Source organism: Phocaeicola plebeius (assembly GCF_003437535.1).
Taxonomy (GTDB): domain Bacteria; phylum Bacteroidota; class Bacteroidia; order Bacteroidales; family Bacteroidaceae; genus Phocaeicola; species Phocaeicola plebeius_A.
In genome coordinates this window covers 1-16,134 of record NZ_QSQT01000051.1, presented here as the reverse complement: position 1 = coordinate 16,134, position 16,134 = coordinate 1, and the positions used below count along the sequence as shown (strand labels likewise).

Annotated in this window: 17 protein-coding genes; 1 reads left to right on the top strand and 16 read right to left on the bottom strand. The window is 44.8% G+C overall.

Annotated features, from left to right (window positions below):
* On the top strand, positions 1 to 1,068 hold a 1,068-nt coding region (locus tag DXD04_RS16100; protein ID WP_148390179.1), incomplete at its 5' end, for a TraM recognition domain-containing protein.
* 178 nt (positions 1,069 to 1,246) lie between these two features.
* Here the strand turns inward: DXD04_RS16100 and DXD04_RS16095 are convergent.
* The 16 genes from DXD04_RS16095 to DXD04_RS16015 all read right to left on the bottom strand — a co-directional run bounded on the left by DXD04_RS16095 (position 1,247) and on the right by DXD04_RS16015 (position 16,062).
* Positions 1,247 to 1,852, bottom strand: a complete 606-nt coding sequence (locus tag DXD04_RS16095; protein ID WP_117674148.1) for a GNAT family N-acetyltransferase — start codon at positions 1,850 to 1,852, stop codon at positions 1,247 to 1,249.
* Positions 1,853 to 1,854: 2 nt separating this feature from the next.
* Complete coding sequence (locus tag DXD04_RS16735) at positions 1,855 to 2,013, bottom strand: hypothetical protein (protein ID WP_164470529.1); 159 nt, start codon at positions 2,011 to 2,013, stop codon at positions 1,855 to 1,857.
* A gap of 89 nt (positions 2,014 to 2,102) precedes the next feature.
* The gene (locus tag DXD04_RS16090; RefSeq protein WP_022021325.1) at positions 2,103 to 2,720 is read right to left on the bottom strand and encodes an RteC domain-containing protein; all 618 of its coding nucleotides are present in this window, start codon (positions 2,718 to 2,720) and stop codon (positions 2,103 to 2,105) included.
* A gap of 219 nt (positions 2,721 to 2,939) precedes the next feature.
* Positions 2,940 to 3,383 (bottom strand): dihydrofolate reductase family protein, encoded by a 444-nt coding sequence (locus DXD04_RS16085; RefSeq protein ID WP_259299580.1) that lies wholly within the window; start codon positions 3,381 to 3,383, stop codon positions 2,940 to 2,942.
* 296 nt (positions 3,384 to 3,679) lie between these two features.
* Positions 3,680 to 4,990 carry a sigma-54-dependent transcriptional regulator gene (locus DXD04_RS16080; protein ID WP_117674146.1) on the bottom strand — a complete coding sequence of 437 codons (1,311 nt, stop codon included), beginning with the start codon at positions 4,988 to 4,990 and terminating at the stop codon, positions 3,680 to 3,682.
* Complete coding sequence (locus tag DXD04_RS16075) at positions 4,978 to 7,386, bottom strand: hybrid sensor histidine kinase/response regulator (RefSeq protein ID WP_117674145.1); 2,409 nt, start codon at positions 7,384 to 7,386, stop codon at positions 4,978 to 4,980. Before DXD04_RS16075 ends, DXD04_RS16080 begins: the two co-directional genes overlap by 13 nt.
* Before the next feature lie 87 nt (positions 7,387 to 7,473).
* Complete coding sequence (locus DXD04_RS16070) at positions 7,474 to 8,340, bottom strand: helix-turn-helix domain-containing protein (protein ID WP_117674144.1); 867 nt, start codon at positions 8,338 to 8,340, stop codon at positions 7,474 to 7,476.
* 177 nt (positions 8,341 to 8,517) lie between these two features.
* Positions 8,518 to 8,913: a sodium transporter gene (locus tag DXD04_RS16065; protein WP_117674143.1), complete on the bottom strand. Its 396-nt coding sequence runs from the start codon at positions 8,911 to 8,913 to the stop codon at positions 8,518 to 8,520.
* 675 nt (positions 8,914 to 9,588) lie between these two features.
* Positions 9,589 to 10,671: an Imm5 family immunity protein gene (locus DXD04_RS16055; protein ID WP_117674141.1), complete on the bottom strand. Its 1,083-nt coding sequence runs from the start codon at positions 10,669 to 10,671 to the stop codon at positions 9,589 to 9,591.
* A 521-nt stretch (positions 10,672 to 11,192) separates the two neighbouring features.
* The gene (locus tag DXD04_RS16045) at positions 11,193 to 11,744 is read right to left on the bottom strand and encodes a hypothetical protein (protein WP_117674140.1); all 552 of its coding nucleotides are present in this window, start codon (positions 11,742 to 11,744) and stop codon (positions 11,193 to 11,195) included.
* 104 nt (positions 11,745 to 11,848) lie between these two features.
* Positions 11,849 to 12,370 (bottom strand): DUF7691 family protein, encoded by a 522-nt coding sequence (locus DXD04_RS16040; RefSeq protein WP_117674139.1) that lies wholly within the window; start codon positions 12,368 to 12,370, stop codon positions 11,849 to 11,851.
* Positions 12,371 to 12,378: 8 nt separating this feature from the next.
* On the bottom strand, positions 12,379 to 13,134 hold the full coding sequence (locus DXD04_RS16035; protein WP_117674138.1) for a PoNi-like cognate immunity protein: 756 nt from the start codon (positions 13,132 to 13,134) through the stop codon (positions 12,379 to 12,381).
* A 75-nt stretch (positions 13,135 to 13,209) separates the two neighbouring features.
* A complete protein-coding gene (locus DXD04_RS16030) occupies positions 13,210 to 13,644 on the bottom strand; it encodes a hypothetical protein (RefSeq protein ID WP_007754593.1) in 435 nt (144 codons plus the stop codon).
* A 130-nt stretch (positions 13,645 to 13,774) separates the two neighbouring features.
* On the bottom strand, positions 13,775 to 14,782 hold the full coding sequence (locus DXD04_RS16025) for a hypothetical protein (protein WP_117674149.1): 1,008 nt from the start codon (positions 14,780 to 14,782) through the stop codon (positions 13,775 to 13,777).
* 68 nt (positions 14,783 to 14,850) lie between these two features.
* Positions 14,851 to 15,546 carry an Imm43 family immunity protein gene (locus DXD04_RS16020; RefSeq protein WP_117674137.1) on the bottom strand — a complete coding sequence of 232 codons (696 nt, stop codon included), beginning with the start codon at positions 15,544 to 15,546 and terminating at the stop codon, positions 14,851 to 14,853.
* An 84-nt stretch (positions 15,547 to 15,630) separates the two neighbouring features.
* On the bottom strand, positions 15,631 to 16,062 hold the full coding sequence (locus tag DXD04_RS16015; protein WP_117674136.1) for a hypothetical protein: 432 nt from the start codon (positions 16,060 to 16,062) through the stop codon (positions 15,631 to 15,633).
* Between the last annotated feature and the right edge of the window lie 72 nt (positions 16,063 to 16,134).

The window sequence follows — 16,134 nt, the reverse complement described above, 5'->3', positions numbered from 1 at the left end:
CTCGGAAACCTACCGCAGAAATGCGGCAAGGCGCCGAGTGCCGAGCCTACTATCTATCAGGACGGGAAATACTGCACCTTTCCCCATGCCATCGAGCTGCTCAACCGCCGTTACGAGGACCTGTTCCCGATTCTCACCAGCTATCCCGAACTGGAGAACTACCTTTCCCCGTTCATGGACGCCTGGCAGGGCGGGGCGATGGAACAGCTCGCCGGTCAGATAGCCTCGGCAAAGATTCCGCTCTCGCGCATGATTTCCCCGCAGCTCTACTGGGTCATGTCCGACAGTGAGTTCACACTCGACATCAACAACCCCGACGAGCCGAAGATTCTCTGTGTCGGCAACAATCCCGACCGCCAGAATATCTACGGGGCGGCGTTGGGGCTGTACAACTCGCGCATCGTCAAGCTCGTCAACAGGAAGGGCAGGCTCAAGTCCTCCATCATCATCGACGAGCTGCCCACGATTTATTTCAAGGGGCTGGACAACCTGATTGCCACCGCCCGAAGCAACAAGGTTTCCACCCTGCTGGGTTTTCAGGACTTTTCCCAGCTCAAGCGTGACTACGGCGACAAGGAGGCCGCCGTGGTCATGAACACCGTCGGCAACATCTTTTCCGGTCAGGTCGTGGGCGAGACTGCCAAAACCCTTTCCGAGCGTTTCGGCAAGATTCTCCAGAGGCGGCAGAGTATCACCATCAACCGCGAGGACAAGTCCACTTCCATCAATACGCAGATGGAGAGCCTGATTCCGGCGAGCAAGATTTCCACGCTCACGCAGGGCATGTTCGTGGGAGCCGTCGCCGACAACTATGACGAGCGCATCGAACAGAAGATTTTCCATTGCGAAATTGTTGTCGATGCCGAGAAAGTGAAACGTGAGGAACAGGCTTACCGGCCTATACCCGTCATCACCGACTTTACCGATGCCGGCGGCAACGACCGCATGAAGGAGATGATCCAGGATAACTACAACCGTATCCGTGCCGAGGTCCGGCAGATTGTAGCCGACGAGTTGCAGCGCATACAGTCCGACCCCGAACTGCAATACCTCCTCAGCGGCAGATAACCGGATATACGGTCAGATGAAAAGAGAAAATCCGTAGCACGTACAGCCTTTCCCTGTCGTGTTACGGATTTTCTTTTTTTGTCTGTTCCCGTTATAAATAAAGAACGCCCCCCAAGTATGCTGCCTTTCAGCTCGCCTGGGAGGCTTATTGTCTTTTTAATCTGGTGATTGCCTTTTCTTATTCTTCCACTTCACCGACCAGTCCGATAAGGTCAAAATACATCAGTCGGGTCCTCAGTTTCGTGTCTTTGTCAAATCCCGTATTCTCCGCTTCCTGACTTTCCGTTGAAAACAGAAATGTGAAGCCGTTCTTTAGATAATACCCCAATGGGATTTCTTCATTATAGGCATCCACGATAAGGAAACGGCATCCGGTCTTGTTACCTGTGTCGATAAACCACGATTTGATAAACTCCATCAGTTCGCTTCCTATCCCACGGTGGGCAAATTCCACATTGATGCCCAACCGTCCAATCAGGACACCGGGATAACGGCGCATCTGTTTGGAATAAGGAATGCTTTTCTGCACTTTTTTCTCCCGGCTGTTGGGCAGCATATCTACACGGATGCTGTCATTCGATAACGTAAAGGCACACACTATCACGGATGGGTTCTCGTCCAGCCTGAAGCAGTAACTCTTTCCCAGCATCTGCCTGCTGTAAAGCGGGGCATCATGCTGAAAGAACTCGTCCAGGTCTGCATTTCCGCATGAAAAAGGACTGCAATCTGCAATGACTTTTTCGTCCAATGGAGAGAAACTGCATTTATCTAACAGGAATCCCATACTTACAACATATTGGCTTTTTTCAATATGGCACGGGCTATTTTCACCTGCTTGCTGAAATCTGTTTTCTCCTTCTTTTGGTAAGCCTTGTCCGCTTCCTTCACGAAACGTTCGGCTTCTTTCCCTTTCAGCGTAGGAATTGCTTTGATTTCTAATGCCATGACTTGTTAATGATTTGGTTCTCTGCTGCAAAGATAAGAATTTTTCGGCAAATCCCTTTTCCGGATGCCTGTTTTTCTGACGAACGGCTTCACCGCCTCTTCCGTTCCGCCTCCTCGTCCCGCATCATCCTGCGGTTCAGCCGTTCCGCCGCCCTGTCAAAGAAATACGTCCGGCTCTCGTTCTTCCGCCGCTTGATGTCCGCATAGGTGTTGTAGCACTGGTTCTCCTTTATCTCCACACCGAACATGCGGCAGAATCTCGCCAGCAGCTCCTTGATGCCCGTTTCCCCTCCGTTGATGAGCTTCATCTCGTCCAGACCGTAAATCAGTTCCACCAGCTCGGCCGTGCTTCCCGTCCACTGCATCGCTGCGGCTTCGTCCTGCCTTTGGTTTGTCTTTTCGCCTCCGTCAAAGGCTCCGCCTCGATGCAGCCCTACCTGATAATATTTCAGTATCTTGCGCACGAACGACAGCGCCTTTCTCACATACATGCTGCGGCTGGAGTCCGTCTCCTGCATGGCATCGTGATATTGCAGTTCCGTTTCCGCATAGCTCAGTGCGAAAACAGTCCGGCAGATACTTTCCCTTTCCTTGCACAGGGATACGACTGTAGTCGTGAACTCGTTGTATGCGGTTCCCAGTCCGGTAGAGCCGGGGTTGTCTATCAGACGGAAGAAGTCTGTTTCTGTCAATATGAGGTGTTCCATTTTCTTTCAGTTTTATGTTATTACACTTGGTTTGAAGTGTGCGCACATAAAACTATGGGACAAATTGCGGTCCTGCGGGAGTGCTTTTCTTTTCGCATGAATATATCTCACTGATATTCAGTGGAATATTTGCTGAAAATATTTTTTGGAGCTTTTCCCGACGCCTCATTTTTTGTTCAGAATCTGAACGTACGTTCACTTTTTGAACGTACCGGGCGTTCATTTTCCGAACGTCACCACCCGTTGGCGGGGTGTTTTCCGTCCGTAGGCTATCCGTACCATTCCGTCCTTCCATTGCCTGCTTTCCGTGCATGTCCATTCGCTTTCGGGCAGCGACGACTGGAACAACCTGCTGCCGTTTCCCGCAATGACGGGAACCATGTAGAGGATGATTTCATCCACAAGCCGCATCCGTATCATGCCGTTGATGATACCTGCCGTCTTTTCGGTTGCTTCTATCAGATAGTTCAGGGAATCGCCGGTGTTTTCCATCCGGTTGGAGAGGAGTGTAAGCGACGTGTCTTCTGTCAGGACGCAGGTGGCAGCCTCTTTCAGCGCACCTATCCCGTACTGGTCGGAACCAAGCCATCGCCCGGACAGACAGGTTGTTTCTGCCGGACAGCCGTCCATTGTCAGGACGACGAGTAATCGGACTTTTGCCATAGCGGTCATTCTGTTGCGACCGGAAGCCGTATATAATAAAAAAATAGCGTGCAAATTACGCTACTTCTGGTGATGGCTCTGGAAAGCCTGACAGGAATTACGTAAATGCACGCTATGCCCAGGCATAGCATAAGCATCACGCAATCGTATCCTGTCTTCAAATTTTCCAGATTTTCACCAGAAACGCCTTGCGGTCTTATTCTATACTATATCTTAGTCGGTACGGGAAACCGTGTTTCTCCGTACCGTTTTTCTCCTATGTTCATGCAAAGATAGGATTTTCAGTCGAAATTTTCTCATTTTTCGCTCTTTTTCTGCATGATACCGTATTCTTTCATCTTGTTGTACAGGGTCGTGCGGCTGATACCCAGCAGTCCGGCAGTCACTTCGCGGTTCCCGTCCGCCTGTGCCAGTGCCCGCACGATGCGTTCCCTTTCCTCATTCCCGTCTTTCAGCAGCAGGGAGCTGCCTGCCTGTGCCGTACTTTCCGCTTCCAGTCTGTCGGCTCCTATCAGCCTTCCTTCCGTCAGCAGGACGGCGGAACGCACCGTCTGTTTCAGTTCCCTCACATTTCCTGCCCACATCCGCCTCATGAGTTCCTTTTCCGCCTCCTTGTCGAATCCTTCCGTATGCCGTCCCAGTTCCTCGTTGGCAAGCTCCCGGAAAAACTCCGCAAGGGGCAGTATGTCCTCCCGGCACTCCCGCAGCGGCGGTATCTTGATGACAAACTCCTTCAGGCGGTGATACAGGTCCCGCCGGAAACGTCCTTCCTCCACTGCCTTCTCCAGATTCTCGTTTGTCGCCGCCACGATGCGCACGTCCGCTTTCCGTTCGCGGGTGCAGCCCGTCGGACGGTAGCATTTGGTCTGCAGCGCACGCAGCAGTTTCTGCTGTACCTCAGCGGGCAGGTTGCCCACCTCGTCCAGAAACAGCGTGCCGCCGTCAGCCTCCGCCATGCAGCCCTTCTTTCCGGTTATGGCTCCTGTAAATGCGCCTTTCTCGTATCCGAACAGCTCGGATGCAGCCAGCTCCCGTGTCAGCATACCGCAGTCTATCGCGACAAACGGACCTTTCTGCCGGGTACTCTGCGCATGTATCTTTTCTGCTACGTGTTCCTTGCCCGTGCCGTTCTCTCCAAGTATCAGCACACCTATGTCCGTCGGGGCTACCAGTGAGATACGCCGGTCGATGGTCCGGAATGCAGCACTTCTGCGTTCCAGTATGGGCATGGTATGCCTTCTTTCCGATTTGCGTACCAGCTCACTTATCCTCGGAAGCAGCTTTTCCTGCAGCAGGTTCTTGGGGATATAGTCCTCGGCTCCCAGCCTCATGGAGCTGACCGCCGATGCGACCTGCGCATAGTCGGTCATGATGACAAACGGGTTTCTGATACCCGTTTCCCGCATCCGCTCCAGCACTTCCGTACATTCCCCGTCGGGCAGACGCAGGTCCGACACGATGATGTCCCCATCGTCCAGTTCCTCCAGCAGCCTCCGTGCCCCGGCACAGTCGTATGCCGTGCGGGTCTTGTAGCCTGCCTTCTCCAGCATTCCGCAGACATGGTCGCGGAATACCGGGTTGTCTTCTATCACTATTATTCTTCCCATACCGTTCTCTCCATTTCCTTTCGGGCGAGCCGGATAATCGTTTCGCCCTGACCGGTTACTTTTCCGGCATACTCCCTGATTTCTTCTGCCGTCCCGTTTCCGTGGAGCACGTCATACAGCTCCTGCAGCGGTCCTTCGGCATGTATCAGCATCCACGAGCTGCGGATATGGTGTATCCAGTAGTCCAGTCTGTCCCTGTCACACCTTTCCGCTTCCTCCCGTATGGCGGCCATTTCCTTCTCCGTTTCCCTGACCAGACATTCCAGCCTCTGCCTCTTGTCGCCGTATGCGAACAGCGGACCGAGGTCTATGCGTGGGGTGCTGTCCTCACCGATGCATTCTTCCGCGGCTGCCAGCAGTTCGTCGATGGAGAACGGCTTGTACAGCACCGAGCCGAAGCCCGCACCTGCCAGCTCCTCTTTCGTGATGCTTTTCGAGCCGGTCACCACCATCACGGGGATGGTGCGTGAGTTGCCTATGTCCGACGTGCGGAGCAGTTCCAGCACCTCGTAGCCGCTTGCGTCCTGCATCTTCAGGTCCGTGGTCAGCAGGTCATAGTGTCCCTCGCGCAGCTTCTCCGCCATTTCCCCCGTGCTCGTGCAGGTGTCGCAGTGCACACCGTTCTGCACGAATATGTCGTGTATCATCCCCAGTATGATGCTGTCGTTGTCCAGCGACAACACCGAACATCCGCCCAGTCTTGTCCGCCTCGCTGCTGCCTTGCGGCCTGTTTCTCCGACTTTCTCCGCCTGGGGCAGCGGCAGCACCACGCTGAAGCGGCTGCCCGTGTTCCGTATGTTCTCCACCGATATGCTGCCCTCCATCAGTTCCGCAAGGCTTTTCACTATCGACAGTCCCAGCCCGAATCCGTCCTGCGTGGCGGCATTGCTCAGCCGCTCGAACGGCTTGAATATCTGTTCTCGTTTGTCCTTGTCTATTCCTCCTCCGGTATCTTCCACCGCAAGCGTGAATTTCCCTCCGGCATACAGGGCGGTCAGTGTCACGCCCCCGCGTTCCGTAAACTTCAGTGCGTTCGACAGCAGGTTGCTGCCGATACGCAGTATCAGGTTCCTGTCGCCCATGACCACCTCGTCAGCGGCGTTGTTCACTCTGAACTCCAGCCGTTTCTCTTCCATCCGTGCGGCAAACTCCGTTTCCAGTGTTTCCGCCACTCCCGCCAGTCTGAACGGCTTCACCCTGACGGTCTCCTTTCCGTTGTCTATGCGGTAGTAGTCCAGCAGGTTCTCCATCAGTGCCCCCATACGCTCTGCCGACTGCCGTATATGCTCCGCGTGTAGCGCCGTTGCCTCCCGGTTCCCGTCCTTTAGTATCAGTTCCGCATTGCCGCGGATGGCGGTCAGCGGTGAGCGCAGATCGTGCGTCACCGTCTGCATGATGTTCTGTCTGCTTTTTATCAGCTCTTCATTCTCCCGGACCGACTGGCGCAGGGTTTCTATCAGTTCCTCCCGCAGTTTCCTGTCTCTGGTGCGGCGGCGGATGTCCCTCCGGACTACTGCATACAGCAGCACCGCACACAGGACACCTGCCGCCGATATGCCGCATATCAGTACGAATGCCGTTTCTCTCAGTTCCGCCACCCGCATGTGCCTTTCTTCCATGCGTTCCGTCTCGTCCTGTCCGATTTCCCGTATCAGCCGCGAAAGGTTCCGGTTCAGTATGCTGTTGCGTATTTTCAGTGAGTCCGACAGATGGGAGAATGCCTGTTCCTGCTCTGCCAGTGCCGTACGCATCTCTTCCTCAAACCGCCGCATCTCCGCAATGTGCCGGGTGTTGGGTGTCGTGCTCACCCGTGTGGTCGTGCGTGCCGGTTCTTCTTTCTTTTTCTTGCGGAACAGGCCGAACAGCCCGCCCCGTTTCTTTTCCTCTTCCGGTTCGGTGCGTTCCGTCACTGTCGTTGTCCGTACCGATGCCGTCTGCTCCAGTCCGGGCAGGTGGCGTTCCAGCAGGCTGTCCATGCGGTACGCCGTGGTCGGCATATCCACCATCCGCTCGATCAGCCTGCGTTTCTCGTGCAGCAGCCTTACTACCGTGTCTATCCTTGCCGTCTGCGCCGGTTCTCCGTAGTAACCTTTCAGCCGGTCTATTACCTCCATCGTGTGCGATTCCCGCCGGTCGTATGTATCCATGTCCGAGTCGTCCCACAGCATTGCGCGGTCATTGTCCAGAAACAGTGTGATCAGTCCCCGGTATGCTTCGCTGGCGGCAGCACGCTGCATGAGCAGGCTGCGTTCCTCTGCCTCCGCCTGCTCAAATACCTGCTTTTCGTACCATACGGCCGTGATGATGCCCAGTACGAGCAGTCCCAGTATGAGATAGCCCGACAGGATTTTCAGGTGGAGGGATTCCTTCCATCTTGAAAATGTATTGTTGTTCATGTATTCTCGGATTGTTTTTTAGGCGGTAAGTTAGTGGAACCTTCCCGAAGGGATGTTCCAGATCCTGACAAAAATCAGTGCACGTTTTTATTGGTTCCAGAAATCCATCCTGCGCTTCTCCCATTTCTCATATCCTATGGCTTTCAGTTCGCACGGACTCATTCCGGTCTGCTTCTGGCAGAAGTCCGCAAAATTGCTTGCCGAGCCGAAGGCGTTGCGCTCAGCCACTTCCTTCAGCGGCAGTTCCACCCGGTATTCCATATCCTCCTCTATGCGCCTTATCCGCTCCCGGCGCAGCCACTCCGATGGCCCCATACCGTAGTATGTTTTGAACTTGCGCCGCATCAGCGAATAGCCCATGCCGCACAGTCCGGCAAGTTCTTCCGCCACGAATGTGCGGTGGCTGTAGTGGTTCACTGTCATGCGGAATACCGCCTTGTCCAGTTCCGGCAGCCTGCTCTCGGCGTATGCCATATCCTTTTCCTCTATGCGGAAAGTCTTGCCATACAGCTTGTTGCGTCTTTCCCTGAAGAAATAGTCGCATACCCTGTTTGTCATCTCGTTCGTACGTGCATGGCCTTTCAGTGTATGCAGCACGTCGCATAGCACCAGCATTTCCCGTGTCCGGTATTTCCGTTCCCATGCATCCGTCAGTTCATTGCACATGTAGCAGATCACTTCATGCTCGCGTGAGCGGCACAGCATGAGCATCCATGCCCTGAAATCCCTGTCCCTTGCCGACGGTGCTTCCTTATCCTTCCGCAGTGCGCTCACTGCCGTCAGCATCAGTTCCGTGTCATTGCCGTACTCCGCCAGCCGTATTCTCATCTTCGGCAGCGAGTGCCGTTCCTTCACCGACTTCCGTATGCTCTCCGCCAGTTCTTCCATCCGTTCCCTGCACACTTTTGCCCTGTATGCCTCCGCAAGCACCGCTTCTGTAATTCTCAGCTTCATCTTTCTCTGTTTTAATGGTTTATAATGGTTTTCCGGCAAAAGTAGCGTGGAGTCGCTGGACTATTGTTCCAAATCCTGACAAAAATCAATGCACGGTTTCTATTCGGAACTCATATATCATATTGTCTTATGGGCAAAACTGAATATCGGATATTTAATTTGCCCAGTAATCCGCAGTTATCTGAACTGATAAAGTAACAGCATCAGAATAAGCCCTACTGTTGGTACTATATAGCGGAGGCTTAATACTGCCTTGTCTGTATATTTGGTATTGTATCTGTTGTTTTGATATTTTTCCAATAAAACGTTTATTCTTTTTTTGTTGTAATGTAGATAAATGATAGGCCAGGGCAGAAAACAGCCGATTATCCCTATTATTATTCTTGTTCTCCCGGATGTACTGGGTAAAAAGAAATCTCCAGTTAAGAGAAACGACAATATCAGCGCAACAAACAAATAAACCATTGTAACAACTTCAGCCAATACACATGTTGCCCCAAAACGAGGAAATTCCTCATTCTTGATGGAAATCAGATAATACCTGTAAAACAAGTAGTCAATAATCTTTTTCATAAGCTGTTGTTCTAAAATCTTGATTTATTTTTGTCAGTAATAAGTTGGTGAGCAACGGTGTTCTGCTGTTGGTTTTACCATGTTAGCGGATTTTTATATTTAATCTCTTAAACATCAAATCATTTTTAGATGAAATAATATTTTACACATCAATATGCATATAAAGAATATTAATATAGGAGACAAATATATTATCCATGCAGGAATTATCTTATTCCATATATTGCCTTTGTATTTCAAAAGTATAGCGGTAGTCCTTTTACGATTGTATCGAATAAAAAATGCAATAGGGAAAAAAATTCCTAACCCCACAAATATTCTTTTCACCTGAATGGGGGTAAAGTTGTCTAATAACCAATCATAAGTCAGTACTATGTTAAAGAAAAGACCTAAAAAGCCAAACAGTATTATACAAATCATCCCTAAAAAGAGACAGGAACTGATACGTGCAGGTTCATTATGTCTCCGATAACCAACATACAACCGATAATACAGATAATCAAAAAAATAATACCTGTATTTCTTACCCTCTCGTATCAAGTTATTTAACTCAAAACGACTTATCGTCTCTTTTCTTTTTTTCATTTTCAATATTATTGTTACTAATGGTTCAGCAGGGAACGGCTTGCCGTTATCCTGCGTTGTTAGCGAAATTATTTTATATACTCACAGAAACTAAGTCAAGTACAGCTTTCTACTTCCAACTATTTTCCTTAACCACTTAGGGGTATATTCTATACTTCGTGGAAATTTGGTGTAAAAGCTCAAAATCCAATCTAATTCCTGGAAATAACTTGGAATTTCATCCCAATTATCATAATTAAAATCCAAATTGTAAGAACTATTTGAGTTAATGACCATTTTTAGAGAGAACCAAGCTCCTTCCTTTGGATAATACATATACATTTCTTTTCGTTTTAATCTAAATTCCTTGCATATATTGATGGTCGCCATTGTCCCTATTTTTATCTTATCTCCAGTAGAAGAATGTATATTTAACATACTGCTGGTGCATGATACAAATAAAACATCTATAAAATCCCATTTTATCCCAGAAGGTATTTGAAGTAAAATAGCATCTCTAATATCATCAAAAGATATTCTTTTATTTGTTTTTACTAAATCTAATTGATGACGAACAGGTATATCAATTAAAGGAGTTGCACTTTTGCATACTGGCAATGACTGGTATTTGGCATTTGGATTTTGAGAAACTTCCAATACCATTTTTACATACCACAGCCAGTACTCCTTACGTTTCTCTACGTCTCCTGTTTCCACGAAAGGATTGCTGCCAGAGCAAGCTATCGAGCCTATAAAATCCGCATTCCAACTTTCAAAGTCGAAAGCATCATCATCTTCACCATCATAATCCTCTATTGACAATATGGAAGCTGCATCGTAATGGATTGCATATCCCAAAGCTATGATAGCCCAACCTGCCATGCCTTCGGGACTGTCTGCGGATTGTTCCACATAATTGTGCAGCCGTTCTATTGAGACCAATATGCTTTCGGCAGTTCCTTTATTCTTGTACAGATAACTGTCCATTTCCGACAAGACATCGTATAACAGGCTTTCTGCTCCAAATTCTTCTGGAAAGCAGGAACAAGCTTTTTTGCAGCACTCACACAGCACTTTCTGTACTGTCCGTATGTCGCCTATTTGTTTCATCAAATCAACACGGTGAGGTAAAGGCAAGTGCCCCATGCTGTTTTGATTGATTATTTCTTTCAGTTTTTCTATTTGCTGTATCATACTGGTTTCTGTTTTCGCTAATGGTTTGGTGAGAAACAGCGTTAGCTGTTATCTCAACCTTGTTATGAACTTATTTTATTATAAAAGATTAATATGGCATATAAAATTTATCTGCCATAAACAGCAATACAATTAGAATAATAAATGGTAATATTAAAAATAGAATAGCCCATATATTGGAATATTTCTTATACGATTCGTCCTCTCGAATTTTCAAATACCGTCGTTTATAATGATAATAAATATACAGAATAATCCATACAAGAGGAAAGGCAAGCAGAAAAAGTGGTCCCGGATTAACACTTGTAGCTGCCCAATATATCAAAGCTATATCTACTCCGTAAAACATAATTACAATACTTAACACATCTGGGACATGCCAAGAATCTGAATGTCGGATTAAGTATTCTGTCTTATACCATAAATATCCTAATATTCTATGTATCATATATTGCTACTGTTCATAATGGGATGCAGCTTGCCACTGTTAGGTGGCACAGGTGCTTGTTATCGATATATTTTTACGAATATTGCCAAAATCCAGCGATTATTTCATTGGTCATATGATGCTTATATAAGTACAATGCTCCATATCCAAATGGATAACTTCCAATGATAACATCCTCACTATATCCATCTTCGTCTATTGACAAAAAGAAGAAAAAACCATGTTCCTCTAATTCTTTGTAATACGTTTCTTCATCTTGAATAAGAAAAGGAGTTCCTCCTATTTTTATAAATACATTTTCGCTATCCTTATCTTCTGAATATTCGCTAATAGAACACATTCTTAAATTAGCATTTCGTTTTTCTACACAATTACCAATTTCAGAAAATTCATGCTCAACTATTTTTACTGCTATTGAGGGATATTTATTGTTATCAATAAGAGTATCATAATCTTGATGAATCAAGATAGATAGCATAGTATTCTCCTTTTCAGGATGAACTAATGTTGCATAGAATTTATAATCGCTGGGGATTTGATCTTCTATACATTTTGGGGGATTACCACCAATTCTACCTTTTACATTCTTATCAAATGAAATACATTTGGCATATCGTTCGTTCATATTTTATTTGTTTTATTATTATCGATAATGGTTAAGCAGGGAACGGCTTGTCCGTTATCCTGCTTCGTTAACATCATATTTTATTCTCATTCCAGTGTACCATATCAATACACCATAATCACAAGGTCCTTTTGTGCTTCAATAGCTTCATCGAAAATGAAATTCAAGTCGTCCATTTCCTCCTCGTAGTCGTAATCGCCGATACCATTACCCTCTTCCAGCGAATTGTATTCCGTCCTCTTGCTCTCCAATTCAGATACAGGTATGCTAATGATATAAGGAAAATCATCACTTAATGGAATAGGGATGAATATACTTTGGCTATCCAGTTGCCAAAGGTTTTCCGCACAATAGATTTGCGTTCCATAATGGTTGCAAATCTTTTCATACACATACCCGTACATGAAAGCGATTTCGGGATAACGGATTTCTCCGTTCACAATATCAGCCAATACAGCATAAGCATCCATATCTGCGTTCAGACTATCGCTGAAATAATCGTTCAAACTGTCAAGTCCCGGCTTCAGTGCTGCCTTTAATTGGTTAAGCAGCAGATTATCACGAGCTCCATAAACAGACTTTACCTTATCGGCTTCTGTCAAATATGCACAAACAGAGTAACTCATACTTATCGCTATTTAATGTTGTCGTTCCAATGTACCATATCGTATGGATAATAGGGTAACCCTTTCAGGCTGCTGTCATCCAGCCCCAAGACCTTGACCAATGCACCGCTTTCAAAGCTCCAATAACCGTCATGTATGATACCATATTTATGATCGTTATGCCAAGAGCAATCAGAATGACCTCGATACCATTCCTTTTTAAGATACTTCTCTAATTTCTGGAGGGACAATTCTTTACTTTGATTGTTGTTGGAAATTATAGACAATGTACTTTGATAAGGAACTGGAAACAATACTGTGTCGGAACATCTTTTCCAATCGGTTAATCTGTATTTTATTAAAAAGTCATACAAGGCATCACTCACATTTTCATTATCAATCATGTTTGACAATATCCTCATATTACGTTCATCTGTATCTAACATTATCCCTATAGATAACATCCATAACATCTGTACATATCCACCTGTAATAGTCCAATTATCTTTTAATATTTTTACTAAATCATCATAATCACTTCTTAGTTTTACCACATCTTCTCCCATTGAATATTTTGTCACAAAAGAATTTAGTTTACATCCAAAAAGTGTATTGTATTTATTATTAAGAACTTCTCTGTTCGGTATCGAATATAACTGAACATGTTCTTTTTCCGCTTTAAGAAGTTCATCAATACTATTTTCCAGTTGTTTACTTCTCCGTGAATATTTAGTCAGTTGATCTAAATATTGCTTTTCTGTAAAAAGTTTATCTCTTGTTTCCATTATGGTACACTGTTTTTGATGTTAATGGGTTGGTGAGAGACAACGTTAAGTTGTTTTCTCGACCTTGTTATAAACTTATCTTATTCCTTTCAACTCCTCTTTCATTTTCTCTTTTAGGTAAAAGAACAACAAAACATGCCAACACAAGTCAAAGGAGAATACGGCTTCTTCCTTTCTCCCTAATGCCTGATAGAACTTACATACATTCCGATATGCCATAAAAACAAATACAAGATAGATAGGCGCCAGCATACAAAGACTTAACACCAAGACACAGACAGCTATCAGTGAATTTCTACAATAAGCTTTGTATTGTATCAATGCTTCTTCGTAATCGGAATTTTCCCAATAACCGAATGTTTTCAAATCCTCAACGCTCCAGCCTCTTTCTTTCAATAAATTAATAGCATAATCACGAATTTCATCATCATAGCCATAACGCTTATAATTTTTTACAACATCTATTAGCTTATCATTGTCAAATCTCTTTAGAATATCAGAATCTTCCATAAAAAATTGTTTTATTGTTTATAATGGTTAGCAGGGAACGGCTTGTCCGTTATCCTGCTTCGTTATCAGTATTGTATCTTTTTCATTATTTAATCTAATGGTTCTTAGTCTATTGTAGTTAAAACAATTATTATAATTGTGTGTCTGTCTTCATTTCTCTCTGTTTGCTTTCCCTTATCTCATCTATCTCTTTATAGGTATCGTCCACAATTTGATGGGATTCCGTATTGAGTTTCTTTGCATATCCCTGAACAATAGAATTAATTTCATTATAAATCCAGGCGGCTACAATCAGTACTGCAAAAACAGCCAATATTTTCTTTATCGGTTTGAAGCGGAACAGATAGCCCAAGAAGGCAAACAGGATATAAGCGATGTATATACACCCTGTATTGAGAGTCCTGCCAAAATATTCTTGTTTATGACGTTGCAGTTCATTTGAAATTTTCCATGCACCGAATGCGTGCTGGTATAATTCTGTATGTGCTACGTACATCAGACTGTCTTCGCTGGCAGTAGGATGAACAGCGTATTGATACACAACTCCTATTCTTTCCAACCGATAGCAGTCATAGGCTTTCGATGCCAAGGTGTCCGGTAGCATGGAGAGCAGCAGCCCGCATGTGTCAATATCAGCCTGAAAAGATGTTTCAAGAGAATCTATCTGGGCTGTCAGCTTTGTCTTGGACATAGACATAGGCTTTTTGTTCAATATCTGTTCCATGCTTACACCGTACTTGTCTGCCAGTGACTGGGGATAGCTCTGTTTCATTTCAACTTTTTTTATGACGGATATGACCATCATCTGTGGACGCACAAACCAGTCATAATAATAGGTCATTGCCGACAAAGGCAGGACAAGAATCAGCCCGATTGCCAATGTACGGAAAAAAACGCTCCACTTTTCTCTATCCATTGCCCAAAAGACCAGAAAGGTTGCAACACTCAAACTGTATGGAATCAGAGATGTTAATGCAGTCAGTCCCAACTGTACACAAAAGCCAAGTGCTTCTTTTGTGTCCAGATCATAAAACGTGCCATTGTCCGCTTCCTTGATTACAAGTCCCGTAAAGCCACATACCGCAGCAATGGAAAAAATCGCAATAAAATATTTGCAAAACTTCTTAAAATGTTTCATATTCATTTTACTGATAATGGTTTGGTGAGGAACAGCATTATGCTGTTATCTCGACCTTGTTAACGATTTTATTTCACAATCATTAGTTCATTCCCATACAGATAACAGCCTCTTTTATTCCATATTTTGGAGTAGTCTGACAATTTGTAAATTTCAGGTCTATACAAATGCAACACCTTATCCAAAACTCTTTCTCGGAATATTATACCATCTCCATATTCTATGCTATCTAAAACGAAGAAATTCTGTTTGATTGAACTGTCTTTCAGTTTCATATCAGGATATACTGTAAAACAAGTACCTAGTTTTTTCTGAAAGTCACTCTGATATGTTATGCCTTTCCCGAAATGAAAAGAATCATTGTCATAATGATTTATACGTAAAGCGTAGTATTTTTTATCCGTTAGAGATTCGTTTTTCTTGTTTACTACCTTGATAGTTGCAATATCATATTTATCAATGAATCCATTTTCTTGAAGTAAAGATAAAAACTCTTCCGATACGATTTTGAGTTTTATACTGTATTTATCAAGAAAATCAAATTGCAAGATTCCCGGTTTTTTGTTGCATACGAGGTATAAGACTGGTGGTAAATTTTCTCTCCATCCATTCTTGTTTTTCCACATCCATTGCCCGTGGTTTTGGAACTTCTGCCTTTTGCTTTCATCGTAAGTATCACAGACATCAGATCTACCAAACTCCAATAATCCTTTAGGCAGTTTATCAATTCCATAGTTCCAAATATAGAGTTCTTCTGTATTCATAATTATTATCGCTAATGGTTTGGTGAGGAACAGCGTTAGCTGTTATCTCGACCTTGTTAACATTCTATTTTTATTCTCATCAAATTATGGTATTCTCAAATTCAACTTCTGCATATAGGCAGTATCAAGCTCTGCACCTTTCCAGTTTATATCAGGAGGGAACTGTTTCCATCCGTCTTTTGGTGGTGCAAGTACCCATTTAGGAACAACCTCTAAAAGTAGTTCTGAATGTTCAACCCATTTATTTGAATATTTGACAACCAATCTTAGATTTTTCAAATCTTTATCATGTAGTCCAAACCTTGTATCAACAATATAAATTGAATCACCCACTTTGTAATTAAATTTACAGATTGAACCACGATAATATCCTATGCCAGAAAACGTGCCTATTGTATATCTTCTATTATCCTCATTAAAAAAGAAGAAAAAATCCAGACAGCGAGTGGCAATTATTATAATCAATAAAATTGTTGTTCCTGTATAAATTATTATTTTCCTATTGTTTAATCCCATAATTTGAAGATTATAATATTAATGGTTTGGTGAGCAACAGCGTTAAGCTGTTATCTCGACCTCGTTAATAAT

Coding starts and splice junctions, on each gene's coding strand:
- DXD04_RS16055 (WP_117674141.1), bottom strand. CDS start 10,671: ATGATACAGCAAATAGAAAAACTGAAAGAAATAATCAATCAAAACAGC.
- DXD04_RS16020 (WP_117674137.1), bottom strand. CDS start 15,546: ATGAATACAGAAGAACTCTATATTTGGAACTATGGAATTGATAAACTG.
- DXD04_RS16090 (WP_022021325.1), bottom strand. CDS start 2,720: ATGGAACACCTCATATTGACAGAAACAGACTTCTTCCGTCTGATAGAC.
- DXD04_RS16075 (WP_117674145.1), bottom strand. CDS start 7,386: ATGAACAACAATACATTTTCAAGATGGAAGGAATCCCTCCACCTGAAA.
- DXD04_RS16085 (WP_259299580.1), bottom strand. CDS start 3,383: ATGGCAAAAGTCCGATTACTCGTCGTCCTGACAATGGACGGCTGTCCG.
- DXD04_RS16040 (WP_117674139.1), bottom strand. CDS start 12,370: ATGAGTTACTCTGTTTGTGCATATTTGACAGAAGCCGATAAGGTAAAG.
- DXD04_RS16015 (WP_117674136.1), bottom strand. CDS start 16,062: ATGGGATTAAACAATAGGAAAATAATAATTTATACAGGAACAACAATT.
- DXD04_RS16095 (WP_117674148.1), bottom strand. CDS start 1,852: ATGGGATTCCTGTTAGATAAATGCAGTTTCTCTCCATTGGACGAAAAA.
- DXD04_RS16080 (WP_117674146.1), bottom strand. CDS start 4,990: ATGGGAAGAATAATAGTGATAGAAGACAACCCGGTATTCCGCGACCAT.
- DXD04_RS16030 (WP_007754593.1), bottom strand. CDS start 13,644: ATGGAAGATTCTGATATTCTAAAGAGATTTGACAATGATAAGCTAATA.
- DXD04_RS16045 (WP_117674140.1), bottom strand. CDS start 11,744: ATGAACGAACGATATGCCAAATGTATTTCATTTGATAAGAATGTAAAA.
- DXD04_RS16025 (WP_117674149.1), bottom strand. CDS start 14,782: ATGAAACATTTTAAGAAGTTTTGCAAATATTTTATTGCGATTTTTTCC.
- DXD04_RS16065 (WP_117674143.1), bottom strand. CDS start 8,913: ATGAAAAAGATTATTGACTACTTGTTTTACAGGTATTATCTGATTTCC.
- DXD04_RS16070 (WP_117674144.1), bottom strand. CDS start 8,340: ATGAAGCTGAGAATTACAGAAGCGGTGCTTGCGGAGGCATACAGGGCA.
- DXD04_RS16735 (WP_164470529.1), bottom strand. CDS start 2,013: ATGGCATTAGAAATCAAAGCAATTCCTACGCTGAAAGGGAAAGAAGCC.
- DXD04_RS16035 (WP_117674138.1), bottom strand. CDS start 13,134: ATGGAAACAAGAGATAAACTTTTTACAGAAAAGCAATATTTAGATCAA.